The sequence below is a fragment of the Methanomicrobiales archaeon HGW-Methanomicrobiales-1 genome (genome assembly GCA_002839675.1).
Classification (GTDB): Archaea; Halobacteriota; Methanomicrobia; order Methanomicrobiales; family Methanospirillaceae; genus Methanoregula.
Genome location: PGYM01000001.1, coordinates 422,321 through 448,444, shown reverse-complemented (window position 1 = coordinate 448,444; position 26,124 = coordinate 422,321). Strand labels below are relative to the sequence as shown.

Sequence of the window (26,124 nt, the reverse complement as noted above, 5' to 3'; positions counted from 1 at the left end):
GCAGAACCTGAAGGTTAGCTGATCGTTACAATGCTACAGATCTGAAAAACAGACCGGCTTTGTTGACTACGAATAAAATCGAAGTCAACGCTTTACTTTTATATTTCGTACAACTATGCATTGGTATGAACTACAAAGTCATCGCACTCCTCATGGTGTGCATAGTTGCCGTTGCCTCTGCCGGGTGCATGGGCCTGTCTGCAGGCAGTGCCACCTCAGCGCAGGATTCTGTACAGAATTATGGCAGCGGTGTCCGTTCCGTGTCCGAGGAAAAAGTATACTGGGCGGGAAGTGCTGCCTCAGTACCAGTGCCCTCAAGTGCCTCTTCATCTGTCCTATTAGAAAGCGGCATCGACACAAAGATCATCAAGACTGCATCCGTGACCATGGAAGTCACGGACGTAACGGGCGCTATTGAAAGCCTGAAAACTATCGCATCCCAGAAAGGCGGGTTCATCAGCTCGACCAATGTCCAGAAAAATTCCAATGACCGGCTCTCCGGCTATGTGGTCCTCCGGATTCCCCAGGCGGAATTCGAAAATTCCCTTGCCGGCGTAAAAGCGATCGGTACCGTTAAATCGGCATCTACGCAGGGCGAGGATGTGACCGAGGAATACGTGGACCTCCAGGCCCAGAAGACCTCGTACCAGAACCAGCTTGCCCAGTACAATGCGATCATGAAGCAGAGTACCAAGGTGGAAGATATCATCAAGGTACAGGAACAGATTGACCGCGTCCAGACCGAACTGAACCGGCTCGAAGGGCGGCTCAAGTATCTCAACAGCCGGATCGATCTCTCGACCATCTCGGTCAGCCTGCAGGAGCCTGAACCGGTCGGCGGCGATACCGGGCATAACTTCGTCTCCACCATCAATGAAGGAATTGCCGGGTTCTTCGGTATGATTGACGCACTGATTATCCTCCTCTTCACCCTGCTTCCGGTCATTATCCTTGGAGGCATCGGGTACGCCATCTACCGCTGGAAAAAAGGCAATAAACCGGCACCGGTCCCGGCAGAACTGACTGAAAAGAAATAATTTTTTTTTTTTAAAATTTTTAATTTTTTTCGTATCCGGTTTTATTTGTTCTGCTGTTCCAGGAGCAAGCGGATCTTCTTGAGTTCATCGAGCATCAGCAGGTTGGCACTCATCGAGCCTGTTGCTGGCTGAACATTATTGGGTGACGGAGCCGGGGCGCTGTTGCCGGTACCATCATTCTGGACACCGGTCGCGGACTTCCGCACCAGGGAGCGGACCAGCTCGCGGAGTTCCTCGGCATGCTCGATGGCTTCGATGCGGATCTCAGGAACGGCCTGCCCGGAATAGCCGGCGGTCTGGATCGAGAGCGTGGATATATTGAGCCATCGCATGACCGGGCCCTGCTTGAGATCCAGGTTCGTGATCCGGTTATAGGGAACAATGCCGGTAGTGCGGAACCAGACACCCCGCTTCCACCGCATCTCGTCATCATGAAGCTCGTACCACATGCTCTCGTAATACAGCTTTACCCAGTAGGCAAAGATCGTAAATACCACGATAATTCCGATAAGGATAACCACAGCAGTCAGTACATCCGGTGAGCCCAGGAGTACCGGCAATACCGTGCAGGCAAGGATAAAGATTCCAAGGAGAATAAAATCCACAATAAACCAGGTGACAAATGCCGGGTCAGGCTTGAACGGGATACTCAGGGGAAAATGGGTTTCTGGAGCCATACGTACCTGTATGTATTTCCTGCAGTGAAAAAAACATATCGAAAAAAGGCAGGGAGATTATTTTACATCGGCTGAAAGGGTCACTTTGCCATATGCTGCACTCGAAGTCCCGTTCTTCAGCAGGCCGCCGTTCTTGTAAATTTCAACAATAAGGGGGTGTTTTGTCGAGCTGTCCAGCTTTTCAAAGGTTGCCTGTATCGGGCCGGTCGCATTCACGACCTCCAGGAACCGGTCCCCGGAAAGATCGGCCTTTTGCAGATCGGACGCCATGCCGTACGTTCCTTTCCAGCTCCCGATATAGTCAACATGAACATAGACACCGGTTGCCGGTGCAGCGGGTGCGGGAGTTGTTTCGCGGACCACGAACGTGCCGGAAGGTGACGGCGTAGACGACCCAATAGCCGCTGTGGTTACCGGGACTGGAGCACCGGACGGGGATGTTTCATTGCCGGTGCTACTATCACTGCTGATCATCGGGTAGACCACCACGCCAACAACTGCAATGATAACGAGGAGGATCACGATACCCAGCGCGATGAATACTTTTTTACCGGGCATACGCAGTGCACGCCGGGGTTTTTTCGGGGGCGGTGCTGCCCCGGGCATCGATGCCGGGTTGAGCGGAGAGGGAGTGCGCTCTTTTGGTGAGAACAGCCGGGCTATCAGGCCCTTTTTCGCACGTTTCTGCGGGGGCTGGATTGTCGCGGATGCGGGCCGGGGGGGTGTTGCAACGGGTTCCGGCGGATTATCATAGAGCGGGGAGTAAGCTCTCGGTGCGGTTCTCTGCACCGGGGGTTCAGGGGGAATAGATATCTGGTAATCCGCAGGCGCCTTGACCGGGGGGCGCTCCCGGGGAGGTTCGGCCGGCTGGCTTTCCCGTTCTGCCGGGCGCTGTACCGGTGCCCGGTAAGCCGGAACAGCGGGCTGCGGGGCCGGAGCAGTCGGCATTGTACTGCCGGGATGGATGATTGCAGACCCGCAGCGATTGCAGAACCCTGAACCTTCCGGTACCTTGGTGCCACACCGGGTACAGAATACCCCGAAGCCGGGTGCCGGCGGTGCAGGCTCTCTTGCCGGTACCGGGGCTTGTGAAGGTGCGTTCTCGATGATCCTTTTGACCGGGTGGATCATTTCCGTCTCATATTCCGGGAGAGAACGGGCAGCAGTGGGCCGGGGCGCAGCGGTCACGTTGATACGGGAAGACGGGTCAGGCCGGGTTCCTCGCCGGGCCTGATCGGTTGCTGGAGTTCCTTTGTTGATCACCTGTTCAAAGGAAGACGAGACATTCTCTTTTAAGGTATATACCCACTCGTCCCGCTCCTTGCTCCGGTTGCCGCCGGCAGTGCGGGCAAAGGTGAGAACCATCTGACGGGTCTCACCGGTTCTCGTGATCACCGCGACGGTGACTATCGGATCACGGATTGCATTCTCGCCGCCATCAATATCCTTGATCGTGACCAGCGGGATCTCTTTGGGAGGCAGGAGATTTTTTGCCCGGTCGAGAAGGAGAATCCGTTTGTTGGTGATAATTCCTTCAAACGGGATCGACTTGACATAGACCCCCTGCGTCCGGACAAGCACCGTCTCGTCGCTGCGCAGTTCTGGATCACCCATAATTTTCCTCCATACTTCAGTGTTCTTTGGAAATTGTCTGTATAGCCAGAAATAGATATTTATCAAATTTGTTTTTTGTCAGAGTGTTGGTTGACCGATCAGGTTCAGACACCGGCCTGATACCGGGTCAAAAAATTATTTTATGAATTCAACCGTATCCGACAGAGCTCCGTTCCGTGCAAGCACTTCCCTGAACTGTTTTGAGGCAACCATATGCTTTTTGATCTCGGATGAGATCGTAATCCCGCATTCCCGGGATTCGGGATCATCGGGAATACAGTCGCAGAGTTCCCCGGACAGTCCCTGGTCGAAAATGTACTTGATGATGTGGTTCTGGACAAAGGTCAGCTCGGTCATCATCTGCTGGCCGGGCATCCTGGCGCAGGCGAACGTGAACCGGATCACATCTTCGAGCGGGTGGGGAAATCCCTCGACCGAGAGTTTCAAAAAGCATTCAACTTCGAACCGTTCATTCTCCACTTTTTTTATCGCCGAGTGCTCAATGCTCATCATGAGCACACGTTCACCGGGGATAAGGTGGATATGACGATCCTTGTCAAGCATGGCAATGCTGGTTTTTGTCAAAACAACTCACCGTATGGTGATCTTTAAGCACTCCCCAATAAAGCGCTTGTGCTCAGCAGGGTGGAGCAATGAAAGTGCCGGCAAGATTTTAAATCCAACAGGTAATGGAGTACGATTATGAAATACAGGCTTATAGCAATCATGCTGGTTGTGCAGATGGCAATTATTTCTGCGGGTTGCCTCACACCGGCAGCTGCACCCGTCCCCCCGGCACCGCTGCCACCGGAAATCACCCTGACGCCGGAAAGCACCCGCGCCACCATCTCGGCCGGGGATATGGCGCTCCGGCTGGCGGATCTTCCCCCGGATTACCTGATCCGGGATCGAAGGGCGATCGCTTACAGCGAAGTGTCCCAGCTTGCCCGCGATCTTGGCTGGCAGCAGGGATATGCAGCAACATTCTACCGGATGAACCGGGAAAAAGATGATCTGACCGGTATCCGGCAGTCGATCAGCCTATACCCGCCCGAAAACATGGTCAAGGTGTATGCCATCGGAACAGAGGAATACCTTGCCGGTCAGGAGGGTATAACACGGTTTGAGATCCCGTTCCCTGCAACGGGTGACAAGAGCATCGCCTTCCGCGAAACCCGGGACGGGGATCTCCAGGATTTCGCGGTCTATACCGTGATGTTCAAAAAGAAGAATGTGTTTGAAACTATTACGATGGGTGGCACAACAACAGATTATGAGACGCTGAAAGATGTGGCCCGGAAAGCAGCAGAAAAGATCCGGTAATTCTTCCTCACCAAAATACCCTCTTTTGTTGTTTGCAATCAGGACATTCCAGACTTGGTTTTTTTTAAGTATCGCATCCTACTGAGCTGTGCGAGGGTGATTCTCTGGTCTTTACGTGCCGACAGTGCGGGGAATGTTGCATGTACCTGGGCGATTACATTGTGATCGAACAGCAGCTCGGGCCATTTACGTTTGCGGCAGAGTCGGTCTCTACCGGTACGCCTTTTATTGCCGAGATCGACGAGGACAAGCGGCACCTGTTCGCGGATCACACGTTTCCGGACCAGCACCCGTCCGCATGCCGGTTTCTCCGGCCGGATGGGGATCTCTGCCGCTGCACTATTCACCGGGACAGCCCGGTCCAGTGCAAATTCTATCGTTGCGTTGTCATGCGGGTACTTGATGCAAAGGGAAACCTGATGGGAACTGTGCGTGGTACGCTGGGGCTGCATACCGAAGATCCGGCTCTCCGGGCACTTGGTGAAGAAATTGTCCGGAAACGGCCGAAGGCTGACGCGGATGCCGAGCCGTGGATTGTGGCGTTCTTGACTTCCAAGGGGTACCGGGTGGAATAGCCGGCAGTTCACGAAAAAAATTATTTTCCTTGGGGGGTTGTGACAGCAACGGCATCAGACGCGGTTTCGTTATAGGGTGGGAGACGCGTATCGGCCGGGCCCTGGTAAATCCCGGATCCAAGCCACCAGGTGGAGTCGACACTCATTGCGTACCCGAGTTTCTTTTCCACGGCGTTCTTGTGGGTCGGGTTGATGTAATAATACGTGACAAACCCGGTGCCGTTGATGGCAGCCTGCCGGAGGTCCTGGATGAACAGGTTGCCTTCCGCATCTTTCTCATTGAGACGGTTGACGCCAATCTTTTCAGGGTTCACCGGGTGGGCAATGGTCGTGCCGTTCATATCGTACGCGTAGATATACAGGACACCGCGGAAGAATGATCCATTGGGGTTGGAGAATTCAGCCAGAGCTTTTTCCTTACCATTCTGCTTTGCATAAACAACGGCTTCCTCAACAAAAGCAACCATCTCTTCTTTTGTTGCCATAGGTGAAGCGGTAGCAGTCACTGTCGGGGATACCGGTTCCCCGGCGGTAACGGTTGTGGATGGAGCCGGGGGTTGTGCCGTTACCGTGGCCTTTTCCTGCGTACAACCGCCACAGATCAGGAGTGCGATGATGAAAAAACCCAAAATAACAACGGGGTGTTGATTCATTGTCATGCCAAATCCGTTGATGCGGAAAGAAGATAAAAACCACCGATATCATGCGATGAAGATCGGTCATATCCAACATCGCGTAACTACGATATCGCCATTTCAGGGATCTTGACCAGTATTTAATTGGTTACCCGTAAAATCTCATTTATGAAGATGCGGTATTTGCTTCCAATACTGCTGGTGATCATCGTTTGCATCATCACGGCAGGTTGCAGCCAGTCTCAGGGACAGAAAGAATCCGGTCAGGCACTTCCTGCCGCCCCCACGCCAAAAGTCTCGGCCGCTGGCACTACACCTGCCGAACTTACAACCCTTGTGAATCGCGCTGTCGCGTACGCCCGCGAGAACGGAAAGGAAAAGGCACTTGCTGCGTTCAATGATCCAAACGGACCGTTCGTGCAGGGCGAGGTCTATGTTTTCTCCGAGTCCTATGATGGCACGGCACTTGCCGAACCATTCCATCACGAGCTGGTGGGCACCAATATCCGCGACCTGACCGACCGCTATGGGGTCCCCATTGTCCGGAATCTTGCGGAGACTGCCCGGTACGGCACCGGGTATGTCAGTTACGATTATCCCAACCCGAAGAACAACAACCGCGTTGAACCGAAACTCTCGGTTGTCTCTGATGTTGACGGCACGTATTATGTCGGTGCCGGTACCTACGCGGGGTCCGGCATGGTCTACCCGTCTGCTGCCATCGGCCCGGCTACCCGGGCTTACACGGTAGCCGATCTCACGGCATTTGTGAAGCAGGCTGCGGCATATGCCCGCGCAAACGGGAAGGAGAAGGCAGTTGATGCGTTCAATGATCCGGCGGGGCAGTTTGCGGACGGGGAACTCTCGATTATGGCAGTTGATTTCAATGGCACGGTAATCGCAAGTTCCCTCTCGCCGGATATGGCAAAGAACCGGATTAACCTGATCAATTACCATGACCCGGACGGCGTCCCCACCATCCGGGAGATGCGGGATCTTGCCCGGCATGGCGGCGGGTTTTCGTACACGGTTGCAACAGTGACAAAAAACGGCAAGACTTTCTATGCACCCAAGATCGATTACGCAGAACCGGTGGACGATGAATACTGGATCTTCTCCGGCATCATCATTCCGGAGTACGAGCAGCTCCGGGCGGGAAACCTCAAAGGGATCGTTGTCCGGAACCATACCCGCACCGAGATGTACGACCTTGTCGACCGTGCGGTCACCTACGCGAAGGTGAACGGGAAGGAAAAGACTCTTGCAGAGATCAACAACCCGGCAGGGCAGTTTGTCAATACGGATCTCTTTGTCTGGGCGGAGACCTTTGACGGGACCATCCTCGCCGATCCCTTCTGGAAGGATGGAATCGGGAAGAACTTCCTGAACTACACGGACCCGTATGGATCAATGACCACGGTTGTCGGCATCAATGCCATCAGCAACGGGACCGGGTTCTCTCACGCGATGTTTCCGGACACCGTGGCCAACCACACCGCATCGGTACCGAAACTGGTGTACATGAAACCGGTGGATGATACGTGGTGGATCGGCAGCGGGATTTATGGCGTGCAGGTGAAGTGAAGGGATATCCACATTTTTTTGTTCTTTGCTGTTTATGGGGTAAGAGATTTCTAAAAAAATCTTTTAACATTTCTCCATCGTTATCTTCTTACCCGGTAGAACAGGATTATCGTGAGAATGACAGCCAGTATACTCGCCGCTATCGGCATTGGACTTTGCTTACCTGTCACTGGTCCTGTAACAGGTGGCGTGGACCGGGTTTCTGCCATCATATCAGGATCCCGGGGAAACCTGTTCCGGAATGTATCCCTTGCCGGTGAAATGTTCACGGATATCAGAAGATTTCCGGAACTTCTGTCAACCAGATCAACGGTCTGGATATCCCGGCAGTATGGGATAAAAAGATACAGATCGATATCAGATGTTTCCCCCATATCCCTGTACACCTTTTCGAGATCCGGATCTTCCATCTGCTCATGCAGTTCCAGCTCATCCCGGATACCATATTCATCGACCTGGTATCGCGGATCCCACACGTCAAAGGTAAAAAGAGAGGTCCCGTCAAGTGCCCGTAATATTGCGGTGAAATTTCCATTCTGGAGACCCAGGTTGGGAGGATGCCCATACTTTATTTCAACGGATTCAAGAGCAACGCCGTTTTTGTGAATGCCTAGTTCCAATGCAATGATTTTTGCATGATCCTCATCAGTGTCTGTAGTAACCGATCCCATGACCAGCAAAAGGATCAGAATAATTACTCCGAATACTGCGATATATCTCATAACTTCCACCGGTTTACATTCTCCAGCATGTACCGTATGTGAAGAGTAGAAGCATCCCCGAATTTTGCCCAGGAGGTTGGTGTCGCCATGATATCCGGGTCCGGGTCATAACGCCAGAAATCTTTCTGGCAGGATTCAGTTATTCCGTTTTTGGCCGGCTTGGCGATCTGCCTGCAGGTTGTGGATTCCCATTGGTTATTCTCCGAAGAAAGGCTACATTCCGACTGACTGCTCCATACATTGGGATCCGGATTGTTCTGCGTGTAATAGGTTTCCCCGCAATACGTGTCAATCAGGCCAAAGACGGAATGTCCGGCCTCGTGTATGAATAATGGCCCGGTAGTGGCCGGGGTCTTGAACCAGGACTTTACCCCGGGGCCTAAGCCGCTGGCACAGCCATCTGGCTCACAGGGTGGACCTCGGTAGGTACCCACATATTTCGGATAGATAATTATTGCCACATCGGTAAAGGGAGCATCATCCCAGAAATCCTCGGGGAGAGTTCCGGCACATCCATTGAATGCATCGGCAAAGTCACCGGGATCCGAGTAATAATAAAAATTGAAGCGGTTCTGGAAATTTTCCGGAAGTCCGACGGTTTTTGAGGTTTTCGTATCCAGGGTTAAGAAATTTTTCTCGATAATGTTGTTCACATCATTCCGGAAGTTTTCTTCATTCGAGGTATAGTAATCCGTTGGGATTTTTTGTTGTTTTGTACAATCGTACTGGGTGTTTGACGGGACAAAGACAATATCAATCCGCTCTTCCACGGGACCATAATCCCCAACGGGGATGACTTTTAACGGATGCAGGGGAATAACAGCCGACTGTTCCGCCGGAACCGTGACATCTTTGATATTTTCCATATACCCCCTTTTGATGACACGGATGGAATGTGATCCTCCAGATACCGGGGAAATAATAAGACTTCCATCATTTCCGGATGTCATCCCTTCGTAACCTCCATCAAGATATACCCGGGCCCCGGCAATTCCTGCTCCCGAATCAATATTCCTTACCAAAATCGTGAGGTCCGATGAATTTGCACTGCTCCCCAGGATTGGTACGGCCGGATTGTCGACAGGAATTGCGGTTACCGAAAGCACAAGGAGACCGTTTATCGTAAGAGCTAAAAGGAAAACGATGTACGAACCGTTAAAAAACCGGATATGAGATTTTTTTTCCTTGGTCGCTTTACTTGGATTTCCCATGATGGCTGACACCTTATGATCGGTACTAATGTCCGAGGATTTGGATCCAACAGGCTTTTTTATCGTACCGGTTCTGATTGATGACCCTGTATTTCTATTGATCTATATTAATATGATAGGGTTATCGATCAGTGGAATCGGAAGCCCGCGTATCTGCCTGACAACAATCCACCCTTCGACAATATCAGCAAGATTTTTCCGGCTCTTTTCCTGGATTTTTCCTGTTGCCCAGACACCGGGAAGATCTGCCACCTCGCCATAACAGGGTTCATCGTCATGATAATTTCGTAACGGGCATGGGCAAGTGCCGCTTCGGTATATTGTACGATCAGGGTCTTCAATCCGAATAATGATCAATTCACACGGACTAATTTTCTGTTCTCTGCCCGACACAAAAATACATTGTGCTGCTAAGTGCAGGAACTATTCACAGAAAAACAACAAAAAGAAAAATCGTAGCAACGCCCAGGTCGGAATTCGAATCCGAGTCGATTGCGTGACAGGCAATCATGATAGGCCACTACACTACCTGGGCACATTTGAACAGTAATCCCGCCTCCCAGATTCGAACCGGGGACATCGCGGTAGCCGCGCAGTTACCTATGACGGTAAACCAATCTACAGCCGCGCACTCTACCAAGCTGAGTTAAGGCGGGGCACTGCGCTATTAATGTAGGGAGATTTTAGTATTAAACATATCGCTTTCTTAACCCATTTTACGGCGAAATTGCCCCCAATATTTCAGGTTTTGAGGATTTCTTTAAATAATTCACGCCCCAATAAAAAAATATGACTACTCGCAAGGATTTTGCGGGGGATCGTCATCTTCTCCGATAGCTCGGCGAAGAAAGACGTGACCATATTCGACACTACGCTCCGGGACGGGGAACAAACTCCCGGCATTGCGTTCACTTTTGAACAAAAACTTCAGATCGCACGTCAGCTCTCTGACATCGGTGTTCACGCGATTGAGGCAGGATTTCCTGCATCGTCAAAAGCCGAGAAAGAGACGGTAAGCGCTATTAAAAAACTCGATCTTGAGGCCACCATCTGCGGACTCGCACGATCGGTTAAGGGAGATGTTGATGCCTGCCTTGACTGTAACGTTGACATGGTGCACGTGTTCATTCCGACATCGGATATCCAGCGGGAGAACACGATCAACAAGAGCCGGGAAGAAGTGCTTGCCATAACCGGCGAGATCATCGGGTACATCCGGGAACATACCGACAAGTGCATGTTCTCGGCCATGGATGCAACCCGGACGGACGGGGATTACCTGATCGAAGTCTTCCGGGTCGCGGCCGATGCCGGTGCAACCATCATCAATGTGCCGGACACCGTTGGCGTCATCTCACCCTCGGGTATGAAGACCCTCATCGCCCGGATACACCGGGAGGTCAACTGCCCGATTGACGTGCACTGCCACAATGATTTCGGCCTGGCCGTGGCTAACACCATTGCTGCGGTAGAGTCCGGGGCATCGCAGGTACAGGTCACCGTAAACGGGCTCGGCGAGCGGGCTGGCAATGCCGATCTTGCCCAGACCACGATGATCATGGAGGCGATCTACGGGATCAATACCGGCATCAAAAAGGAGCGGCTCGTGGAGACCTCGCGGCTCGTATCCCGGTTCAGCGGTTTTGCAATTCCCGCAACCCAGCCGGTGGTGGGCGAGAATGTCTTCTCCCATGAGAGCGGCATACACTCGCATGGCGTGATGAAAAATGCCGCCACGTTCGAACCCGGTATCATGACACCGGAGATGGTCGGGCACCGGCGCCGGCTGACCCTCGGGAAACATGTGGGCAGGCATGCGGTAAACCAGATGCTCTCCGAGGTCCATATCAGTCCGGACGATACCCAGCTGGATGCAATCATCGAGAAGGTCAAGGCGATCGCCAACAAGGGCAAACGGGTGACCGATGCCGATCTCTACGAGATCGCCCAGACCGTGATGGAACTCGAACTCGACTACAAGATGCTCGATTTAAAGGACATCGCGATCATGACAGGCAACCACATGATCCCGACCGCAAGCGTAAAGGCGATGGTAAATGGCAAGGAGCATGTCTTCTCGGCCGTAGGAAATGGCCCGGTGGATGCCGCATTAAAAGCGATCTTCGGGATCGTGCCGGCCCGGGTCGTGTTGAAGGAGTTCAACATCGAAGCGATCGCCGGGGGTTCGGACGCGATGTGCCACGTCACGATAGCTGTAGAAGACGAACAAGGGAAGATCTTCGATGCATCCGGCAGCGGGGATGATATCGTGCTCTCATCGGTCGAGGCGCTCGTAAACGCGATCAACCTGACCAGCCGGAAATAACCCATTAATCATTTAATTTTAATCATTTTTTGGGGATGCATACCGGATCTCTTTGAGGGTCTGCATGGCTTTATCATAGCCGTACAGGTCTGCCCGCATCGAGAGCCGGTCAATGATCTCATCCGTTGAAATGAGATAGCGCTTCCGTACCCGCCCATCACGGCAGGCCGTGTCAAGGAAATTATCGATCCGGTCACAGATCTTGACCAGCGTGGCTTCGGGAGGGGCATCGAGAATCCGGCCGATACTGTCGGAAAGCCGGGCTTCCTTGCCAAGAATCGTGTTCTTTTTTGTCAGGGAATCGACAATGGCCGCTATGTCCTGCTGTTCATCCTCCGGCAGGGGAAGTGCTGCAATAAACGAATCGGTAAGCGAGAGCCATTCCGGCGTACAATCCTCGTATACATCATGCAGCCAGGCAGCAACGATCGCCACGTGCGAACCGCCAAACATGCTTACGTATCCCGCTACCCGGGCCGGGTGGACGATGTACGGGGTTCTCCGGTCCTTCCGGAACTGCCCCTTATGCGCACGGGAGGCATGATCAGCCGCAGACTTGATGGAAAAAAACTGGTGAGCTGCAGAAGACATATCCATGCATGCTGTTTTGTGCCCTGATACAAAAAAACCTGCGGGAACACGGGTGATCCCATAAAGAAAAAAATGTAAAAAAAATGTGAAAAAAATGATGGTTGGTTATGCCGCTGACGGGGCACTCTTGCCTTCGAGTGCTGCCTTGATCTGGGCCTGCATCTGCTCGAACTTGCCGGCCAGCATCTTTTCCTGTTTTTCTAAGGATTTGATGCGGAGCTCGAGGGTCTCGACCTTTTCGGTCAGCTTTGCGTTCACGACATCTTTCTTCTTCTGCATCATGATCGTGCCAACACTCATGTACATGACTGCATCCTCAGCAGCATCGGTGATCTCTTCCTGGGCACGTTTGGCTTCGCGTACGGCCATCTCGTACTGGGCCTTCTGCTGGAGGATGTTCTGGAGCTGTTGCTGGATCTGCTGGAGCATGCCCAGCTGGTTCTGTACTTTGGGTGATATATTGTTCATGATCGATCTCCTTTAACAATTCTACCAGTAAAGGTATTGAGGATTGCGCCAGGCACAGCGGAATCGTTGCCTGCTTAACGATAGTTTTGAACACCAAACTGCATAAAGAATCGCATGTGATGCAAAAAATGGGAGCGGTTGTACAAACTATGCAGGAAAACGAGATCTGGTTTATTTCATGGCGATCTGCTGCATCTCATCGGCCACATTGACAAGGCGCAACGCCATATTGAGGGCTGCCCGGAGGGCCGGGATATCTTCAGCTTCAATCCTGAGCAGGAGAACGGTATCGCTTTCCAGCAGGCAGGACGTTTTTGAACGCGGGTTTACCTCATCGGTAAGTTCCGGTAAAAGAGCGGCATGAATGGAAACAGCATGATCCGTTGAAAACCGGAAAATTGCTTCGTGTTGCATACCAGGAATCCCTCTGTCCACTAGGGCAAAAAAGAAGATAAAGTATGGGGGTCCAGGCAGGTGCCTGGATACAGGGTGGTTTACCTGGCTTTCATTTCTTTGATAGCCGCGCCACGTTCCTTGAAAAGAATACGGTGTCCACAGTATGGGCACCGTACGTTGACATCGATCTCAACTTTCTGCTTGCACCGTGCACATTTGTAGGAACTTGCCATATACGATCCGTTTATTTAATCCTGTGTTCAGCAATGGTTCTTTCAATTGCCCGCTTGGCAATCTTCATAGCCGGCGTCTGCGGCACATAGGAACCACCGGCAAACTTGAACCCGCACTTGCGGCATTCCCAGATACCGGTTCCCCGGCGCTGGACAGACAGCATGTCACATTTCGGACAGGTGTGAAGTGCTTTTGAAACAGCTTCAATATCTGCTACTCGCTTACGTACAAATCTACCGTACCGGCAGCCAAAACGACCGGCACTTCTTGTCACTTTTCCTTTTGCTTTATGTGTGGAGCTTGCCATAATGGATATTCCCCGATCTGTCTTCTTGTATTTGTCGTCTGAATTAATATACTTGATTGAGGATCTTCACCTGACCCTCGCCTTTGGAGAGTTTATTGATGAGATCGTAAAAATCGCTCTGGATCCCGGCAGGGATACGTACCACGCAGACCCATGAACCATCCTTCTGCCACTCGTCCTTTTCCATAGTGCAGCCGGCTGCAATATCCCCATAGGCTTTCGCTGCATAATCTGCCGGAATCCTGATGGCGAGCCGGAGTTCCTCGAACCGGATCGGCAGAAGAGGGCGTAATGCTTTCACCGTCTCTTTGACCAGCTCGTCAAGATGCTTGAACGGATCGATATTGACGCGCGCTTCTTCCATTGCCATCTCGATCCGGTGCGGGGGGTGCGGGTGCCCGGTCTGCGGGTTGACCGCATTGCGCGCAATAAAATTAACCACCTGGCGGCGCTTCTCTTCAATCATGTGCTTGCGCTGGTCAGAGGTGAGATGAATCTCGCCTTTCTCTATGATACGCCGCGCGATCGTCTCGAAGTCCGTAGTATGGAAAACTTTTATGAGTGCCTCATCGGGAGCGCGGGTCGCCTTGGAGGTATTGCTGAACACATTGAGGGCTGCAACTACATCCTCGATCTCAATAGGCTGACCCTGCCGAACCAGTGCGGCCTTGTCGGGGTCAACGAGGATCTCGAAGCGCTCCCCGAAACTTTCGAGGCGCGCAACCGTGGACTTTTCGAGCGGTATCATGTCAGGTCAGGCTGATCACTGTTTGAATTGTCCCACATAGACGGCGACTTCTTCCCGGCTCATCTTCTTAAAGATGGGGATTTCGCGCCCGGTGACACCAATCTCAACAGTGTCCACATCGAACTTGCCTTCAGTTGCGGAGTGGAGTGCCTTTAAGCCCAGGAGGATTGCGTCCTTGATCTCGATTTCAGGTTTGTATTCTTCCTCAAAGACTTTCATGGCGGCCGGGCGGCCGATCCCGATGCCCGTTGCCTTGTACTCAAGCAGGGTGCCGGAGGGGTCGGTCTCGAACAGGCGACAGTCCCCGTCACTCACACCCGCAATGAGCAGGGCCGTACCATACGGGCGGATGCCACCGTACTGGGTGAGCGTCTGCATGTGATCGCAGAGTTTCTTGGAGAGCGCTTCGACATCGATAGGTTCATCGTAGGAGACGCGGTTGATCTGGCATTCGACCCGTGCCCGGTCGACCAGGGCCCGTGCATCCCCGACAAGACCGGAAGAAGCAACGCCGATGTGCTCATCGATCTTGAAGATCTTCTCGATCGATGACGCTTCAAGGAGCTTGGAGCTCACCCGCTTATCAACAATGAGGACAACGCCGTCCTTTGCCTTGATACCTACTGCCGTGGTTCCCCGCTTTACTGCTTCTCTGGCGTACTCTACCTGGTAGAGCCTGCCATCGGGGGAAAAAACGGTGATCGCCCGGTCATATCCTGTCTGATATTGTGGTTGCATTCAAATCCTCCAGATCATCTTTTGTTAAGAACAATCGGTTTGCATTTTTAAATCCCTTTTCAATCACATCAACCTTCTGACCGTTACACTGCACGATCAGGAAAGTCTTTTTTGCAAACGTGCACTCCGGCAGCACGGGTTCTTCTCCCGTACCATTGCCGGCAGGTGCTGGTCCTGCCTCCTTCTTGTGCGGCCCTTTCTTCCGGAAGCGGGAGCGCAGGCTCTCGATGGTGCCGGAAGCGGCGATAATATGCAGGCTGATGCGTACATCCCGGCACGCAGTGACAGTCGAGAGCGCAATCGCGAGCTCCCGTTCGGTTCCCCGCCGACACCGGACCACCACATAACCGGATTCGAGCGCAACAACCGCCGGGGTAATGATGGCGGTTGTTGCATCGCCCCAGAGCGATGTGGTTGCATCCGCAATCGCGTAATACAGGTCTTTCTGCTCAAGCGGGATCCCAACAGGTTCGATCCGTGCAAGAATATACCGGCGCTTCTCGCGCAGGGTGGGCGGCCGGACGCTCATGCGATCACCCGCACGCTCGGCTCAATAGGGGTCAGGACGGTCCCGACACCGGCAAGAGCACGTTCAACATCCGGTACATCCATGCCAATGAGACTACAGAGCCCTGCAACATCCCGGACATTCCGCATATCGAGAAGGGAACGGGCATGCGTTGACAGTGTGATCGGGAATTCGAAGCGCTGCTCCAGCACCATGATGTCCATGTACCGGTGGATCGCCCGCTGCCGTGCGACACTCCTTCCCATGATGATGGGGGAGAGGTCGATGTCGACTGCCACCCGGTTATCGGCTGCCATCTTTGCCGCCACGTGATCGAATGCGGTCTTGTCCGCGTTCTGGATGCCGCGAAGTATATGGACTCCTTTGACCCCGATAGCGGCCCGGTTGAAGCTGTTGTTTGAGGCATTGACCGAGATCACCCGGCCGGAATCCCTGTACCGTTTCACGGCCGAGATAACGTCCTTAACCGGGACATCGCGGATCATCAGTCCCGAACGCACCTCGACTCCCTCGTACGTGCCGGGTGGTGCGTCAGCGGCGACAATGCTGTCAAACCCGAGCGCTGCTGCCTGGAGCGCAAGCCTGCGGACCGATGCATCTCCCAGAGGGTACGGATATACAGCGGCATCGGTGATCTTCATGAAGATACCTTTGCGTAAAAAGAGGATAAGATTATTTGCCCTGGTTCGCGTTGGAACGGATGCTCGGCCGGCATTTTTCGGTTCCGATACCCTTGCACCTCATACCACGACCCTTGCGACCGGCTGAGGTCTTTCCGCGCTCTGCACGACCGCGGTGGGTGGCATTTGCCATCCATGCAAGGTTCTTGTCGGCACGGATCGAGGGGTGGTGACCGTCAACCATGATGACTTCGTAGTATTTGAGCTTCCCGTCCTGTCCTACCCAGTAGGAGTTCAGCACTTCCATGTTGGGGAATTTCTTAGACGCGCGCTCTTCTGCAATACGCTGGATGCTCTTTCCCATTGTCTTGCTGTTCTTGCCCATTGCTGCTGTGCGGCGTGCACGGACATACCTTGATGCCCTGCGGCCACCACGGCGGACCTGGACACGGCAGACGGCAATACCCTGCTTGGCCTTGTAGCCGAGGGTGCGGGCGCGGTCGATACGGGTCGGGCGCTCAACGCGGACAACGCTGCCTTCACGGCGCCATTCCTGCATGCGGTTCCAGAGGAGTTCTTTCACTCCACTCTTTGCGGGTACTTTCCATGCCTCCCTTACGAAGGCGTACATCGATTTTACCATGGTAATCACCTAAGGTTCGGCTCATTACTGAGCTACATTCCTTTTCATCGGGACGGATCCCGTATGCCTGTATAGATAGGGTGGACGGATATTAAAGCGCTGTGGCATCCGGGTCATACGGATTTTCATAAATTTTAGAAAAGGTATGAAATTCAATTCAAAGATTATATCTTAATCCCAATATTATCATTGCACATGCCAGATGAAGGGGTTACTGATTTTTGTACGAAATGTGGAACCCCCAATACGGTGAAAAACCAATTTTGTGGGAAATGCGGAGCATCACTTATCAAAACGGATAATGCCCCGACCATATCCCAATCACAAAAAAATACTATACCGGAAAATCCGGAAAAAACACGAAGAAATAATATGCTGATTGTTGGGGGAGCGATTTTAGTTTTATTGATTGTCGCACTTTACGCAAGTGGAATACTTGCACCAATAATGAATGTAAGTATTGCTGGAAAATATGTGAATGATGCTGATTCCAAGATTTATATAATTTTAAATTCCGATGGAACATACATTAATTACTTGGGGTATGGAAGTCCAGAAAAAGGAAAAAAATTTAGTGTCAACGGAAATACAGTGGAATTCTGCCCTAGTACCATTACTCTTTATGATGGAGATCATTGCATTCTTCCCTACCATTATAAAATTTCTAACAATCAATTGATTGGGTCTGAAGGAAGATCTTACACAAAAATATAGAAATTAATTTTTTCAGCCATTAGATGTCCGGAAGGGTACGTACCCCCCGTCCGGAATAAGAGAGGGGAGGGTCCCCCTATTTGCACAAAGGTAACCCTCCCGTCTAAAAAAAGGGGGGGAGGTGCCTGACCACTCCTTCATTTGAAAATATTTTGACCCCAACCCCCCCTATCAGCATAAAGGGGGACCCTACCCATCTTTGGCAAGACAGGGCCCTACCCCCCACCGGTTACTTCCCGAACCGCTTGTACCGCTTATGTGCTTCCTCGATTGTCATCACTTCGAGAATATTGACAATGCTCCCGGGCAGGACATCGAAGAATGCGGTGTAGGTATGGGCGATATGCATCCGGCAGTGACCGTTCTGCAACAACTCCACATCCGGGGCAGTATAAGGATCTTCAAGTTTCAGCAGATGCTGCTTGACAATCCTGCGATCCTTCTCCGGCAAACCGTTAACGTACTGCAGCGCCCGCTTGTCGATGTTTACTCTCACGGCGCATCTCTTTTTTCAGGCTCGCGTATTCGGGATCGCTGTCGAGCGGGACGAATTCTCCTTCCTCGGCAATCTTATCCAGATGTGCAATGAAATCATGACGCTTCCGGTCCTGCAACACCCGGCCGATCACATCACCATACCGTTCCCCCGGCTCCCTGATGGACATCAGGGTTTGTTTGGTATCCGTAGAAACGAGGACTTTCTCGGTAAGAGGTTCGGAGTTCTTAGCCATGGTTATATTCTCCTTTTTGGTCTGAATGTACCATTTGTCCTTTTTAGGAAATTAACCTGTGCTTCACACCATGATTCGTTACCACAGTCCATCACATAAAAATCGGGGTAAAGTGGTAATTGATGCATTGCTGGCCAGATGGAATTAAAAAAAAGAGAACTAGTCCCTGAACCGCCGCGGGGGAGCCCCTTCGGGGGCGGCGGCCTACATCGCAATAGGAGGGGGCATGGGGGTCTCAACCCCCATCATCGACTATTAAGAGAAGTCTCTAATTCCAGATATTAAAAGAAAATTTCACTTCCCCTTCTTCTTCTCAATCACCCGGATATCCTCAATCCGGGTGACCGGGTACTGCCCGTCCGCATCCTTCTCCGCAGACTTCACCATGTCCCATATGGTGAGCAAAGCGACAGACACCCCCGTCAGCGCCTCCATCTCAACCCCGGTCTTTCCGGTACATTTCACCCGCACACTGGCCTCAATGAACCCATCCCCGTCAGAGAAATCCACAGAAATCGCACTGATAGGAATGGAATGGCACATCGGGATCAGGTTCGGCGTGTTCTTCACCGCAAGCGTCGCTGCCACCCGGGCAGTAGCGAGCACATTGCCCTTGACAACTGTCCCCTCGCGAATTGCACCAAGCGTGACCGGCCGCAGGTAAATCTTGCCGGCTGCCACGGCTTCCCGCACCACATCGCCCTTGCCGCTGATATCCACCATCTGTGCCTTGTCGTCCTGAATATGGGTAAACTCGACCATGAACTCACTCTGCCTGTGTGCTATTTTTGAATAATTCCGCCGGGATCCGGTCCACGAGATCCGATGCCAGCATCCCGCCCCCGCGTTCCGCTGCCACCCGTTCGCCGGCCCTGCCGTTCACGTACGCGGCTATACAGGCAGCATCGAACGCGGGCAGGTGACAGAGCAGGGCACCGGCAATGCCTGCCAGCACATCGCCCGTTCCTCCCACCGTCATCGCAGGGTTGCCGGTCCGGTTGAACCGCACCTGCGTGCCATCCGTGATCACATCGATGTGGCCCTTGAGCAGCACCGTGCCCCTGATTCCTGCACTTCGGGCAATAGTCGCACGCCCGATCGTATCAGCGGGCAGGGTCTTGCCGGTTATCCGGGTAAATTCTCCGGCATGCGGAGTATAGATCGTCTCTCCCTTCGCAGCTGGCAGCGGGAGCCGGAGGGCTTCTGCATCAAAGACCGCACGTTTGCAGTGCGGGGCAATGGCCGTTACAACTGCGTGGCTCTCCGTTCCTAGCCCGTTGCCGCAGACCACCACATCCGCCCGCTCCGCAAGGGCGATAAGGCGTTCTATATGCTCCTCGCCAATCTTTTTTCCATCGAGCCGTTCGAAGATCAGGTCGGGCACCGGTTCAAAGACCGGCGACGCGATCCGGACGATATCGGCACCGGCCCGCAATGCCCCGAGACCGGCAAGATAGGGAGCCCCCTGGTACGGCCCGCCACCAATCACCAGCACTTCACCTCCGACTCCTTTGTGCGCCTTATCCTTACGGGGCTGAAGGAGTGTAAGATCACCGGGCCCCACAAAACACTCGGCTTCAATAGGAATGCCGATATCGATCACGGTTGAACCTGCAACCTTTGCCCGGTGGAAAGCGCAGATCCGATCTGCCCGCATGCCCGGCGTCGGCACATCAGCGGCGATAATCTTCGCGTGCGATGCATTCGCCAGATCAACGCAGGTCTTCAAGGGTTCCTGGAGTTCCCCGGATGCACCGATACCCAGCAGGGCATCGACAATCACATCAGCCTTGTCAAACAGGGAGCATAAAGCATCAAGATCGTCCCGGCAGGTGAACGGGTGCATGCCGACCCGGGAATGTTTCAGTGCGGCAAGCTGGTGCTCGCAGGCAGCGCTCCGCTTCCCATTATCAAGATAACAGACATCGGTATCGACCCCGTGCTGGAGGTGCCGGGCAGCAACCATCCCGTCCCCGCCATTGTTGCCTTTCCCGCAGAGCACGAGCACCCGGGCAGGCGAGGTGGCACGGACCATCTCCGCAAGCGCCCGACCGGCACTCTCCATCAGCTGGAGCTCCGTAACCCCGAGCGCAATGGCATTTTTATCCACCGCACGCATCCGGGCCGGGCTGGTGATGCCTTCCTCCGGATACCCATCGAACGTAAACGGCTTCATATTCCTGCTTTCCCGTACAATTCATGTGTAGGTAGTCCCTAATAATATGCAATGGGTTTTTGCGATGATGTGAAAGCAGCCGCAGAGCAGATCGCGGATGCGCCCGGGATTACCATCATCTCGCACATCGACGCTGACGGTATCTCGTGCGAGGCGATCCTCTCGCAGGCTATCTCACGACAGGGAATTAATGTCAAATCGGTGTTTGTCCGGCAACTCGAGCCGCTGACCATGCCGCAGGTGCCTTCGGACAACACGCTCAAGGTCTTTTCCGATCTTGGTGCAGGTCAGCAGAACCTGTTTCTCGAACGCGGTTTTACGGAAAAAGAGGTCCTCATCGTGGACCACCACGTGAGCCAGCCCTGCGAACGGGAGTATACGCAGGTGAACTGCCTGCCTTACGGCCATGAACGGATGAGCGCTGCCGGGGTTTCGTACCTGATCGCAAAGCAGCTGGACCCGGCCAACACCGATCTCGCCAAGCTCGCGATTGTGGGGAACGTTGGCGACATGATGGCCCGGGAAAAGTGCGGGCTTGTCGGCCCAGCGCGTGACATCATTGTCGAAGACGGGGTGCGCCACAAGAACGTTGAGGTGCGCAAAAAGGATCTCAACTGCTACGGCACCGCCACGCGCCCGGTGCACTTGTCGCTTGCCTACAATGACGATCCGTTCATCAAGGGTATCAGCAACAATCCCGAAGGCGCCCGCCAGTTCTTAAAGAAACTCGGCATTCAGCAACAGACGGAAAGCCGGCGCTGGTATGTCTGGGAAGAGATCTCGCAGGAGGAGAAACGGACGATCATCTCCGCTCTTGCCGAGCAGCTGATCGCAAACGGGGATACGTTGGACCGGCTCTTTGCCGAAACCTACGGGTTCCCGGATGAAACTCCCCGCACACCGCTGCGCAATGCACAGGAGTATGCCACCATGCTCAATGCCTGCGGGCGCTGGTCCAAGCCCCAGATCGGGGGGGCGATTCTTCGCGGGGATCGCGGCACTGCCTACCGCGAAGCCGAGCACATGCTGAAGAACCACCGGGCAATCATCCGCAACCTGCTGGAGTATATCATCGATACGGGAGTAAAAGAACTCGAAAATCTCCAGTATCTCCACGTGGGAGGGCGCTACCCGGATACGATTGTCGGTATCGGGGCCGGCATGGCGCTCTCGAAGCTCAACAGCAACATCCCCATCCTGGTCATGTGCGAGGTGCCCGAGGATACCAACCTCACGAAGGTGTCCATGCGGACTACCGAACGCGTGGTGGAACGGGGAGTCGATCTCCAGCAGGCGCTCAACTGTGCTTCGGCAGAGTACGGCGGCGGGGGCGGGGGCCATAAGATCGCGGCGGGCGCGTATATCCCGAAATCAGCAGAAGAGGAGTTTGTTATTCGTGTCAACAGGATACTCGGAGAACAGTTCGCTGCGGCGGGTTCAGGCAATCGCTGATCACCAGTTCGGCGGGCTGGCAGGAACGGGACTCTTTCCCGAAGGCTGCGAGTTCATCTACTCTACCACCGGGCGTATCCGGCAGATCGGGTTTGGCGGGGTGCGCCTTGCAACCGTCCGGGCATCGGACGGCAGGCTCACGCTGGGCATCGAAGGCGCAAAACGCCTCCAGGCCTGCCTGCCGGCCCCGGCCTACCGGGTAGTCATCAAGGATGATGTCGCAGAGTTCGTGGCAAAGGGTAAGAATGCGTTTGCAAAACACGTGGTCGCAGCCGACCCGGTAATCCGCGCGGGCGATGACGTCATGGTCGTTGCAAGCGAAGATCGCCTGATTGCCTGCGGCGCTGCGGTTGTTTCAGGCACAGAGATGCTTGCATTTAATTATGGAGTAGCCGTAAGAGTACGGCAGGGTAGTGAAAAAGATGCTTCCGGGAAATATCAATCCACGCCAGATGAAGGCGATGATGAAGAAGCTCGGCATGAATGTCGAGCCGATTGAAGACGTGCAGAGTATTATCATCAAGACACCAAAGGGCAACTACATCTTCGATTCAGCCGAAGTGTCTGCGATGACCATGCAGGGATCCACCACGTACCAGGTTACCGGGGATATCCGGTTCGAACCGGCAACAGCCGAGATCCCAAAAGAGGATATCACGATGGTGGCATCATCGGCAAACGTGTCTGAAGAGAGGGCTAAAGAAGCTCTCGTGGCGACCAAGGGCGATATCGCTGAAGCGATCATGCGCCTCTCCAGCTCATGATTGAGCCGGGCGATCGTGTTCTGCTCGCAGGCGAGGGCAGGGAATTCTGGGTCAAGGCTGGGCCGGGAAAACTCGGTACTGACAAGGGCCAGATCGAGCTCGAATCCATTGTCGGTAAATCCGGCGGGGATATCATTACCACCCATAGCGGTGCAGAGTTTACCATCCGCATCCCACGTCCAACCGATTTTTTCGCGTATGGCAAGCGGTCAGGCGCCCCGATGCTCCCGAAAGATATCGGGCTGGTCATTGCATATACCGGCATGAACCACAATGATGATGTGCTCGATGCCGGCACCGGCAGCGGGATTGCCGCGATCTACTTTGGCGGTGTGGCTAATACCGTAAAGACCTATGAGGTCCGGCCGGAGTTCTCCACGCTCGCGATGAAGAATATCACCGAGTCGAAACTCACCAATGTGGAAGCAGTTGCCGCAGATTTCCTTGCAGCAGAAGGGAGTTATGATGTGGTGCACCTCGATCTCCAGATCCAGCCCGAGCACGTGCGGCACGCGTTCACGCTGCTGCGTTCAGGCGGGTATCTCGCGTGTTACACCCCGTTCATAGAGCAGATGTCAATTGTGGTCGATGAAGCGACCCCGCTGTTCCGTGAGGTGCATACTCATGAGCTGATCGAGCGGGAGATGACGCGGTCCAAGCGGGGGACCCGGCCGTCCACCTCGGTGAGTCACTCGGGGTATGTGACGATCGCAAGGAAGTAATTCTCTTTTTTTTAGCGGAAACAAAAAATTAAGTTTATTCTGATAATTCTGGAAATATCGTCATTCTTCGGACACCTCTTTTTAAAATTGCGATAAATCTACGCGCAAAACGCCTCATCTGATTTTCCGCTTCTCATCACCTGTATGAAGCTATGAGCCTCCTTGATCCGGCATTCATCGCATTGTATGCAAGACACCCCTTTGATCATTCTGTACCCACGCGACCCCCCCTACAACAAAATCTCCCTGTTCACCCACATCAGCGACGTAACAATTCAATAATTTTGCACAAATTCCGGAAGGGGCATGGGGGGGTCGCGTGGGTACACGATCATTTTCAGGACCCGAACCGGAGGGTCCAATGGCCCGCTGATGCTCCGGAATAACGGAAAAATAACGAGAGAGACTACGGTTACATCAGGCAAAACCTGCAACTCCCGTGACCATGAGCAGCTTTGCATTTTGTACCCACGTGACCCCCCACTTCCGCCGTTTACCAGACCACCAAGAATTTATCGGTCCCGCTCATTCTCGTACGCAGGTATCCTGTAAGTAGGACGATTCCCACGGGGCAGGACCAAAAAGAGGGCAGGAGATATCCTTGACACATTTCCGTTCACAACCCGGATCCAAGAGCGCATCGCGAATACTGAAACACCCGTTCCCGGACAGTGCTGCATTCGCCGCAGTTGTCAAAGCGCTGCGAGTCGGAAACCCGCTTGGGTGCACGTCATACCGCGCCCAAAGGAGAAACTTCCAACCGGTCATGCCGGTGCGCGAACGGTACACGGCAAAGTTCGTGTATCTTGATACGAACGATAAACAGGTGGGCACCAGCTCGGAAGTGTACGACTCCCTTGAAGGCTATGAAACCGGCAGCGCATCCATGATCACGAACATGTCCAACATCGCCGCTCACCGCGGAAAGGTAAAGCACCTCAGGGAAGCCGATCTCTTCTCCGTTACGCTGAAATGCCATGACCCTTCGGGCGAACTCTATTTCGTAAGTCTTGCCCGCAACCGGATCACGGTCTCATCCTACACGGACGACGCGATCCGGAAAAAGGTGGAGGCGTGGGCAGACAGCGTGCCGGCACTGGCGTGAACCGGATATTAAAAGGATAGCAAAAAAATGAGATGCGGGGTCAGTCCACAATCGCGTGCCCGTTCTTATCGCCGCGGCCAATGCCTTTGTAAATAAAACCAAGTCGGATATAGACATCCGGATCAATCATATTGCGCCCGTCAATAATCACCGGGTGTTTCTTACGGGTGAGGTTTTTGAGATAGGGCGCATCCAGGCCTTTATACAGGTTGTGACCGGCAAAGATCACAATCGCATCAGCACCCTCAACTGCCTCCTCCACAAAGGAAACGATCGGCACACCGGGATAATCCGCTACATAGGGATCATGAACCGAAACAACCACACCTTCCTGCACAAGGAGATCGCGGTACGGTTCTGCGGGCGTATTCCGGGTATCATCCGAATTGGAAAGAAACGCCCAGCCGAGAAGGGCGACCTTTGCGCCTTTCAACGGGACTCCCGCACGCTGCAGGGCATCTTTCGTGAGCCGGAACATGTGGGTGGGCATGAAATCGTTGATATGCCGGGCCAGCACGTAGAGCGACGGCTCGTCTGCCGGATAATCCAGCGTTCCTTTCCCAAGCTGCTGGACCCCCCGTTCAAGATGGTAGGTGTCCTTGGTCAGGCAGTGCCCCCCGACACCGGCACCCGGCCAGAGCATCGCACGGGTGATGCCATCTCCTTTGAGGCTGTCGATACCGTTCCTTACATCGTAGACATTGATGCCCATTGCCTCGCAGTAGAGTGCCAGCTCGTTGATGGCAGCGATCTGGAGATCCCGGAACGTGTTCTCCGCGGTCTTGGTGACTTCCGCGGCGGTAGATGACATAGGGATCACTTTGCCAATGGTCAGAACCGGCGTGTACAGTTCCGTTGCTCTCCGTGTACTTGCCTCATCAATCCCGCCCACAATCCGGTCATGCTCCCGGATATTGCGCAGGAGTCGTCCCACCATCACCCGCTCGGGTGCATGGGCAAGGGCGAAATCCACACCGGCTTTGAGACCGGACTCCGCCTCAAGGAGCTCGCGGGCGATCCCGATGGTGGTACCGGGCGTGATCGTGGATTCCAGCACCACAAGCATCCCGGGCCGGAGGTAGCGGCCCACATTTTTTACTCCTTCCATCAGGGCAGAAAAATCCGGCAGCAGGTCTTCCTTGTTCAGAAACGGCGTCTGGATCGAGAGGGTAACTGCATCGCATTCCCCGATCTTTGAAAAGTCCGAGGTGCAGACAAACTTCTGTGCTGCGGTAACTTTCTGCAACAGCTCCTCAAGTCCCGGTTCTTCACCCTTCAGCGGGCTCTCGCCCCGGTTGAGCATCGCAATCTTGTAACCGGATGATGGGGAATCCCGCTGGAACCCGTACACCCGCTCGTACTGCGGCACATCGGCAAAGAGAGCGGCCGCAGGGATACCCACGTATCCCATGCCGAGGACTCCGATCCTCCTGATGGGACCGGCTTTTTTGAGGAGAACATCAAGCGTCATCGAGGTAATCC

At 53.7% G+C, this 26,124-nt stretch carries 32 protein-coding genes, 2 tRNA genes and 1 pseudogene; 11 read left to right on the top strand and 24 right to left on the bottom strand.

The features are described 5' to 3' along the window. Window positions 1–125: 125 nt before the first annotated feature. Window positions 126–1,037 (top strand): hypothetical protein, encoded by a 912-nt coding sequence (locus CVV30_02425; protein ID PKL70235.1) that lies wholly within the window; start codon window positions 126–128, stop codon window positions 1,035–1,037. Window positions 1,038–1,078: 41 nt separating this feature from the next. Here CVV30_02425 and CVV30_02420 read toward each other — a convergent pair whose 3' ends face one another. The 3 genes from CVV30_02420 to CVV30_02410 all read right to left on the bottom strand — a co-directional run bounded on the left by CVV30_02420 (window position 1,079) and on the right by CVV30_02410 (window position 3,913). Further along, entirely contained in the window at window positions 1,079–1,714 is a 636-nt protein-coding gene (locus tag CVV30_02420) for a hypothetical protein (protein PKL70234.1), read from the bottom strand. Between the two features lie 57 nt (window positions 1,715–1,771). Continuing rightward, window positions 1,772–3,328 (bottom strand): hypothetical protein, encoded by a 1,557-nt coding sequence (locus CVV30_02415; protein PKL70233.1) that lies wholly within the window; start codon window positions 3,326–3,328, stop codon window positions 1,772–1,774. 135 nt (window positions 3,329–3,463) lie between these two features. Beyond that, window positions 3,464–3,913: a hypothetical protein gene (locus tag CVV30_02410; GenBank protein PKL70232.1), complete on the bottom strand. Its 450-nt coding sequence runs from the start codon at window positions 3,911–3,913 to the stop codon at window positions 3,464–3,466. Window positions 3,914–4,030: 117 nt separating this feature from the next. Between CVV30_02410 and CVV30_02405 the strand changes: the two genes are divergently transcribed. After that, window positions 4,031–4,651 (top strand): hypothetical protein, encoded by a 621-nt coding sequence (locus tag CVV30_02405; protein ID PKL70231.1) that lies wholly within the window; start codon window positions 4,031–4,033, stop codon window positions 4,649–4,651. Window positions 4,652–4,755: 104 nt separating this feature from the next. After that, window positions 4,756–5,226 carry a hypothetical protein gene (locus CVV30_02400; GenBank protein PKL70230.1) on the top strand — a complete coding sequence of 157 codons (471 nt, stop codon included), beginning with the start codon at window positions 4,756–4,758 and terminating at the stop codon, window positions 5,224–5,226. Window positions 5,227–5,246: 20 nt separating this feature from the next. Here the strand turns inward: CVV30_02400 and CVV30_02395 are convergent, their stop codons facing one another. After that, entirely contained in the window at window positions 5,247–5,879 is a 633-nt protein-coding gene (locus tag CVV30_02395; protein ID PKL70941.1) for a histidine kinase, read from the bottom strand. Between the two features lie 150 nt (window positions 5,880–6,029). Here CVV30_02395 and CVV30_02390 point away from each other — a divergent pair, with 150 nt between their 5' ends. After that, a complete protein-coding gene (locus tag CVV30_02390) occupies window positions 6,030–7,445 on the top strand; it encodes a histidine kinase (GenBank protein ID PKL70229.1) in 1,416 nt (471 codons plus the stop codon). 80 nt (window positions 7,446–7,525) lie between these two features. Here CVV30_02390 and CVV30_02385 read toward each other — a convergent pair whose 3' ends face one another. The 5 genes and pseudogenes from CVV30_02385 to CVV30_02365 all read right to left on the bottom strand — a co-directional run bounded on the left by CVV30_02385 (window position 7,526) and on the right by CVV30_02365 (window position 10,034). Next, entirely contained in the window at window positions 7,526–8,167 is a 642-nt protein-coding gene (locus tag CVV30_02385) for a hypothetical protein (protein ID PKL70228.1), read from the bottom strand. Continuing rightward, window positions 8,164–9,378, bottom strand: coding sequence for a hypothetical protein (locus CVV30_02380; GenBank protein ID PKL70227.1), 1,215 nt, complete (start codon window positions 9,376–9,378; stop codon window positions 8,164–8,166). Before CVV30_02380 ends, CVV30_02385 begins: the two co-directional genes overlap by 4 nt. Window positions 9,379–9,480: 102 nt before the next feature. After that, a pseudogene (locus CVV30_02375) lies at window positions 9,481–9,710 on the bottom strand (HicB family protein). A gap of 130 nt (window positions 9,711–9,840) precedes the next feature. Beyond that, a tRNA-Asp gene (locus tag CVV30_02370) sits at window positions 9,841–9,913 on the bottom strand. A 15-nt stretch (window positions 9,914–9,928) separates the two neighbouring features. Then, window positions 9,929–10,034: transfer RNA gene (locus tag CVV30_02365), tRNA-Tyr, on the bottom strand. A gap of 152 nt (window positions 10,035–10,186) precedes the next feature. Between CVV30_02365 and CVV30_02360 the strand changes: the two genes are divergently transcribed. Further along, on the top strand, window positions 10,187–11,704 hold the full coding sequence (locus CVV30_02360) for a 2-isopropylmalate synthase (protein ID PKL70226.1): 1,518 nt from the start codon (window positions 10,187–10,189) through the stop codon (window positions 11,702–11,704). An 18-nt stretch (window positions 11,705–11,722) separates the two neighbouring features. Here CVV30_02360 and CVV30_02355 read toward each other — a convergent pair whose 3' ends face one another. The 10 genes from CVV30_02355 to CVV30_02310 form a co-directional block, all read right to left on the bottom strand. Then, a complete protein-coding gene (locus tag CVV30_02355) occupies window positions 11,723–12,301 on the bottom strand; it encodes a hypothetical protein (GenBank protein ID PKL70225.1) in 579 nt (192 codons plus the stop codon). 99 nt (window positions 12,302–12,400) lie between these two features. Continuing rightward, the gene (locus CVV30_02350) at window positions 12,401–12,763 is read right to left on the bottom strand and encodes a prefoldin subunit beta (protein ID PKL70224.1); all 363 of its coding nucleotides are present in this window, start codon (window positions 12,761–12,763) and stop codon (window positions 12,401–12,403) included. Window positions 12,764–12,934: 171 nt separating this feature from the next. Next, window positions 12,935–13,177, bottom strand: a complete 243-nt coding sequence (locus CVV30_02345; protein ID PKL70223.1) for a hypothetical protein — start codon at window positions 13,175–13,177, stop codon at window positions 12,935–12,937. Between the two features lie 80 nt (window positions 13,178–13,257). After that, window positions 13,258–13,392, bottom strand: a complete 135-nt coding sequence (locus tag CVV30_02340; protein ID PKL70222.1) for a DNA-directed RNA polymerase subunit P — start codon at window positions 13,390–13,392, stop codon at window positions 13,258–13,260. An 11-nt stretch (window positions 13,393–13,403) separates the two neighbouring features. After that, on the bottom strand, window positions 13,404–13,700 hold the full coding sequence (locus CVV30_02335; protein PKL70221.1) for a 50S ribosomal protein L37ae: 297 nt from the start codon (window positions 13,698–13,700) through the stop codon (window positions 13,404–13,406). A 43-nt stretch (window positions 13,701–13,743) separates the two neighbouring features. Beyond that, complete coding sequence (locus CVV30_02330; GenBank protein ID PKL70220.1) at window positions 13,744–14,448, bottom strand: ribosome assembly factor SBDS; 705 nt, start codon at window positions 14,446–14,448, stop codon at window positions 13,744–13,746. A 15-nt stretch (window positions 14,449–14,463) separates the two neighbouring features. Next, a complete protein-coding gene (gene psmA / locus CVV30_02325; protein ID PKL70219.1) occupies window positions 14,464–15,186 on the bottom strand; it encodes a proteasome endopeptidase complex, archaeal, alpha subunit in 723 nt (240 codons plus the stop codon). Beyond that, window positions 15,158–15,715 carry a ribonuclease P gene (locus CVV30_02320; GenBank protein PKL70218.1) on the bottom strand — a complete coding sequence of 186 codons (558 nt, stop codon included), beginning with the start codon at window positions 15,713–15,715 and terminating at the stop codon, window positions 15,158–15,160. The genes psmA and CVV30_02320 overlap by 29 nt, the downstream gene beginning before the upstream one ends. Beyond that, window positions 15,712–16,356, bottom strand: a complete 645-nt coding sequence (locus tag CVV30_02315) for a ribonuclease P (GenBank protein PKL70217.1) — start codon at window positions 16,354–16,356, stop codon at window positions 15,712–15,714. Before CVV30_02315 ends, CVV30_02320 begins: the two co-directional genes overlap by 4 nt. Before the next feature lie 31 nt (window positions 16,357–16,387). Next, on the bottom strand, window positions 16,388–16,978 hold the full coding sequence (locus CVV30_02310) for a 50S ribosomal protein L15e (GenBank protein PKL70940.1): 591 nt from the start codon (window positions 16,976–16,978) through the stop codon (window positions 16,388–16,390). A gap of 372 nt (window positions 16,979–17,350) precedes the next feature. On the opposite strand from CVV30_02310, the gene CVV30_02305 reads away from it, so the two are divergent. Further along, window positions 17,351–17,692 (top strand): hypothetical protein, encoded by a 342-nt coding sequence (locus CVV30_02305; GenBank protein ID PKL70216.1) that lies wholly within the window; start codon window positions 17,351–17,353, stop codon window positions 17,690–17,692. A 229-nt stretch (window positions 17,693–17,921) separates the two neighbouring features. Here CVV30_02305 and CVV30_02300 read toward each other — a convergent pair whose 3' ends face one another. From CVV30_02300 to CVV30_02285, 4 genes are all read right to left on the bottom strand, one after another. After that, window positions 17,922–18,143, bottom strand: coding sequence for a hypothetical protein (locus tag CVV30_02300; GenBank protein ID PKL70215.1), 222 nt, complete (start codon window positions 18,141–18,143; stop codon window positions 17,922–17,924). 4 nt (window positions 18,144–18,147) lie between these two features. Then, on the bottom strand, window positions 18,148–18,423 hold the full coding sequence (locus CVV30_02295) for a hypothetical protein (protein PKL70214.1): 276 nt from the start codon (window positions 18,421–18,423) through the stop codon (window positions 18,148–18,150). Between the two features lie 294 nt (window positions 18,424–18,717). Next, window positions 18,718–19,185, bottom strand: a complete 468-nt coding sequence (locus CVV30_02290) for a cyclic pyranopterin monophosphate synthase MoaC (protein PKL70213.1) — start codon at window positions 19,183–19,185, stop codon at window positions 18,718–18,720. 4 nt (window positions 19,186–19,189) lie between these two features. After that, window positions 19,190–20,599, bottom strand: a complete 1,410-nt coding sequence (locus CVV30_02285) for a bifunctional ADP-dependent NAD(P)H-hydrate dehydratase/NAD(P)H-hydrate epimerase (protein PKL70212.1) — start codon at window positions 20,597–20,599, stop codon at window positions 19,190–19,192. 51 nt (window positions 20,600–20,650) lie between these two features. On the opposite strand from CVV30_02285, the gene CVV30_02280 reads away from it, so the two are divergent. The 5 genes from CVV30_02280 (at window position 20,651) to CVV30_02260 (ending at window position 24,642) form a co-directional block, all read left to right on the top strand. Then, window positions 20,651–22,051 (top strand): phosphoesterase, encoded by a 1,401-nt coding sequence (locus CVV30_02280; GenBank protein ID PKL70211.1) that lies wholly within the window; start codon window positions 20,651–20,653, stop codon window positions 22,049–22,051. After that, the gene (locus CVV30_02275) at window positions 21,996–22,550 is read left to right on the top strand and encodes a pseudouridine synthase (protein PKL70210.1); all 555 of its coding nucleotides are present in this window, start codon (window positions 21,996–21,998) and stop codon (window positions 22,548–22,550) included. Before CVV30_02280 ends, CVV30_02275 begins: the two co-directional genes overlap by 56 nt. Then, entirely contained in the window at window positions 22,474–22,815 is a 342-nt protein-coding gene (locus CVV30_02270) for a nascent polypeptide-associated complex protein (GenBank protein PKL70209.1), read from the top strand. The genes CVV30_02275 and CVV30_02270 overlap by 77 nt, the downstream gene beginning before the upstream one ends. Further along, on the top strand, window positions 22,812–23,537 hold the full coding sequence (locus CVV30_02265; protein ID PKL70208.1) for a protein-L-isoaspartate carboxylmethyltransferase: 726 nt from the start codon (window positions 22,812–22,814) through the stop codon (window positions 23,535–23,537). The genes CVV30_02270 and CVV30_02265 overlap by 4 nt, the downstream gene beginning before the upstream one ends. Window positions 23,538–24,138: 601 nt before the next feature. After that, window positions 24,139–24,642 carry a hypothetical protein gene (locus CVV30_02260; protein PKL70207.1) on the top strand — a complete coding sequence of 168 codons (504 nt, stop codon included), beginning with the start codon at window positions 24,139–24,141 and terminating at the stop codon, window positions 24,640–24,642. Window positions 24,643–24,682: 40 nt separating this feature from the next. Here the strand turns inward: CVV30_02260 and CVV30_02255 are convergent, their stop codons facing one another. Beyond that, window positions 24,683–26,113: a nucleotide sugar dehydrogenase gene (locus tag CVV30_02255; GenBank protein ID PKL70206.1), complete on the bottom strand. Its 1,431-nt coding sequence runs from the start codon at window positions 26,111–26,113 to the stop codon at window positions 24,683–24,685. Window positions 26,114–26,124: the final 11 nt, after the last annotated feature.

Coding starts and splice junctions, on each gene's coding strand:
- CVV30_02395 (PKL70941.1), bottom strand. CDS start 5,879: ATGAATCAACACCCCGTTGTTATTTTGGGTTTTTTCATCATCGCACTC.
- CVV30_02295 (PKL70214.1), bottom strand. CDS start 18,423: ATGGCTAAGAACTCCGAACCTCTTACCGAGAAAGTCCTCGTTTCTACG.
- CVV30_02390 (PKL70229.1), top strand. CDS start 6,030: ATGAAGATGCGGTATTTGCTTCCAATACTGCTGGTGATCATCGTTTGC.
- CVV30_02425 (PKL70235.1), top strand. CDS start 126: ATGAACTACAAAGTCATCGCACTCCTCATGGTGTGCATAGTTGCCGTT.
- CVV30_02305 (PKL70216.1), top strand. CDS start 17,351: ATGCTGATTGTTGGGGGAGCGATTTTAGTTTTATTGATTGTCGCACTT.
- CVV30_02380 (PKL70227.1), bottom strand. CDS start 9,378: ATGGGAAATCCAAGTAAAGCGACCAAGGAAAAAAAATCTCATATCCGG.
- CVV30_02280 (PKL70211.1), top strand. CDS start 20,651: ATGGGTTTTTGCGATGATGTGAAAGCAGCCGCAGAGCAGATCGCGGAT.
- CVV30_02340 (PKL70222.1), bottom strand. CDS start 13,392: ATGGCAAGTTCCTACAAATGTGCACGGTGCAAGCAGAAAGTTGAGATC.
- CVV30_02350 (PKL70224.1), bottom strand. CDS start 12,763: ATGAACAATATATCACCCAAAGTACAGAACCAGCTGGGCATGCTCCAG.
- CVV30_02265 (PKL70208.1), top strand. CDS start 22,812: ATGATTGAGCCGGGCGATCGTGTTCTGCTCGCAGGCGAGGGCAGGGAA.
- CVV30_02355 (PKL70225.1), bottom strand. CDS start 12,301: ATGGATATGTCTTCTGCAGCTCACCAGTTTTTTTCCATCAAGTCTGCG.
- CVV30_02310 (PKL70940.1), bottom strand. CDS start 16,978: ATGGTAAAATCGATGTACGCCTTCGTAAGGGAGGCATGGAAAGTACCC.
- CVV30_02345 (PKL70223.1), bottom strand. CDS start 13,177: ATGCAACACGAAGCAATTTTCCGGTTTTCAACGGATCATGCTGTTTCC.
- CVV30_02290 (PKL70213.1), bottom strand. CDS start 19,185: ATGGTCGAGTTTACCCATATTCAGGACGACAAGGCACAGATGGTGGAT.
- CVV30_02420 (PKL70234.1), bottom strand. CDS start 1,714: ATGGCTCCAGAAACCCATTTTCCCCTGAGTATCCCGTTCAAGCCTGAC.
- CVV30_02255 (PKL70206.1), bottom strand. CDS start 26,113: ATGACGCTTGATGTTCTCCTCAAAAAAGCCGGTCCCATCAGGAGGATC.
- CVV30_02415 (PKL70233.1), bottom strand. CDS start 3,328: ATGGGTGATCCAGAACTGCGCAGCGACGAGACGGTGCTTGTCCGGACG.
- CVV30_02335 (PKL70221.1), bottom strand. CDS start 13,700: ATGGCAAGCTCCACACATAAAGCAAAAGGAAAAGTGACAAGAAGTGCC.
- CVV30_02315 (PKL70217.1), bottom strand. CDS start 16,356: ATGAAGATCACCGATGCCGCTGTATATCCGTACCCTCTGGGAGATGCA.
- CVV30_02330 (PKL70220.1), bottom strand. CDS start 14,448: ATGATACCGCTCGAAAAGTCCACGGTTGCGCGCCTCGAAAGTTTCGGG.
- CVV30_02405 (PKL70231.1), top strand. CDS start 4,031: ATGAAATACAGGCTTATAGCAATCATGCTGGTTGTGCAGATGGCAATT.
- CVV30_02270 (PKL70209.1), top strand. CDS start 22,474: ATGCTTCCGGGAAATATCAATCCACGCCAGATGAAGGCGATGATGAAG.
- CVV30_02285 (PKL70212.1), bottom strand. CDS start 20,599: ATGAAGCCGTTTACGTTCGATGGGTATCCGGAGGAAGGCATCACCAGC.
- psmA (PKL70219.1), bottom strand. CDS start 15,186: ATGCAACCACAATATCAGACAGGATATGACCGGGCGATCACCGTTTTT.
- CVV30_02385 (PKL70228.1), bottom strand. CDS start 8,167: ATGAGATATATCGCAGTATTCGGAGTAATTATTCTGATCCTTTTGCTG.
- CVV30_02320 (PKL70218.1), bottom strand. CDS start 15,715: ATGAGCGTCCGGCCGCCCACCCTGCGCGAGAAGCGCCGGTATATTCTT.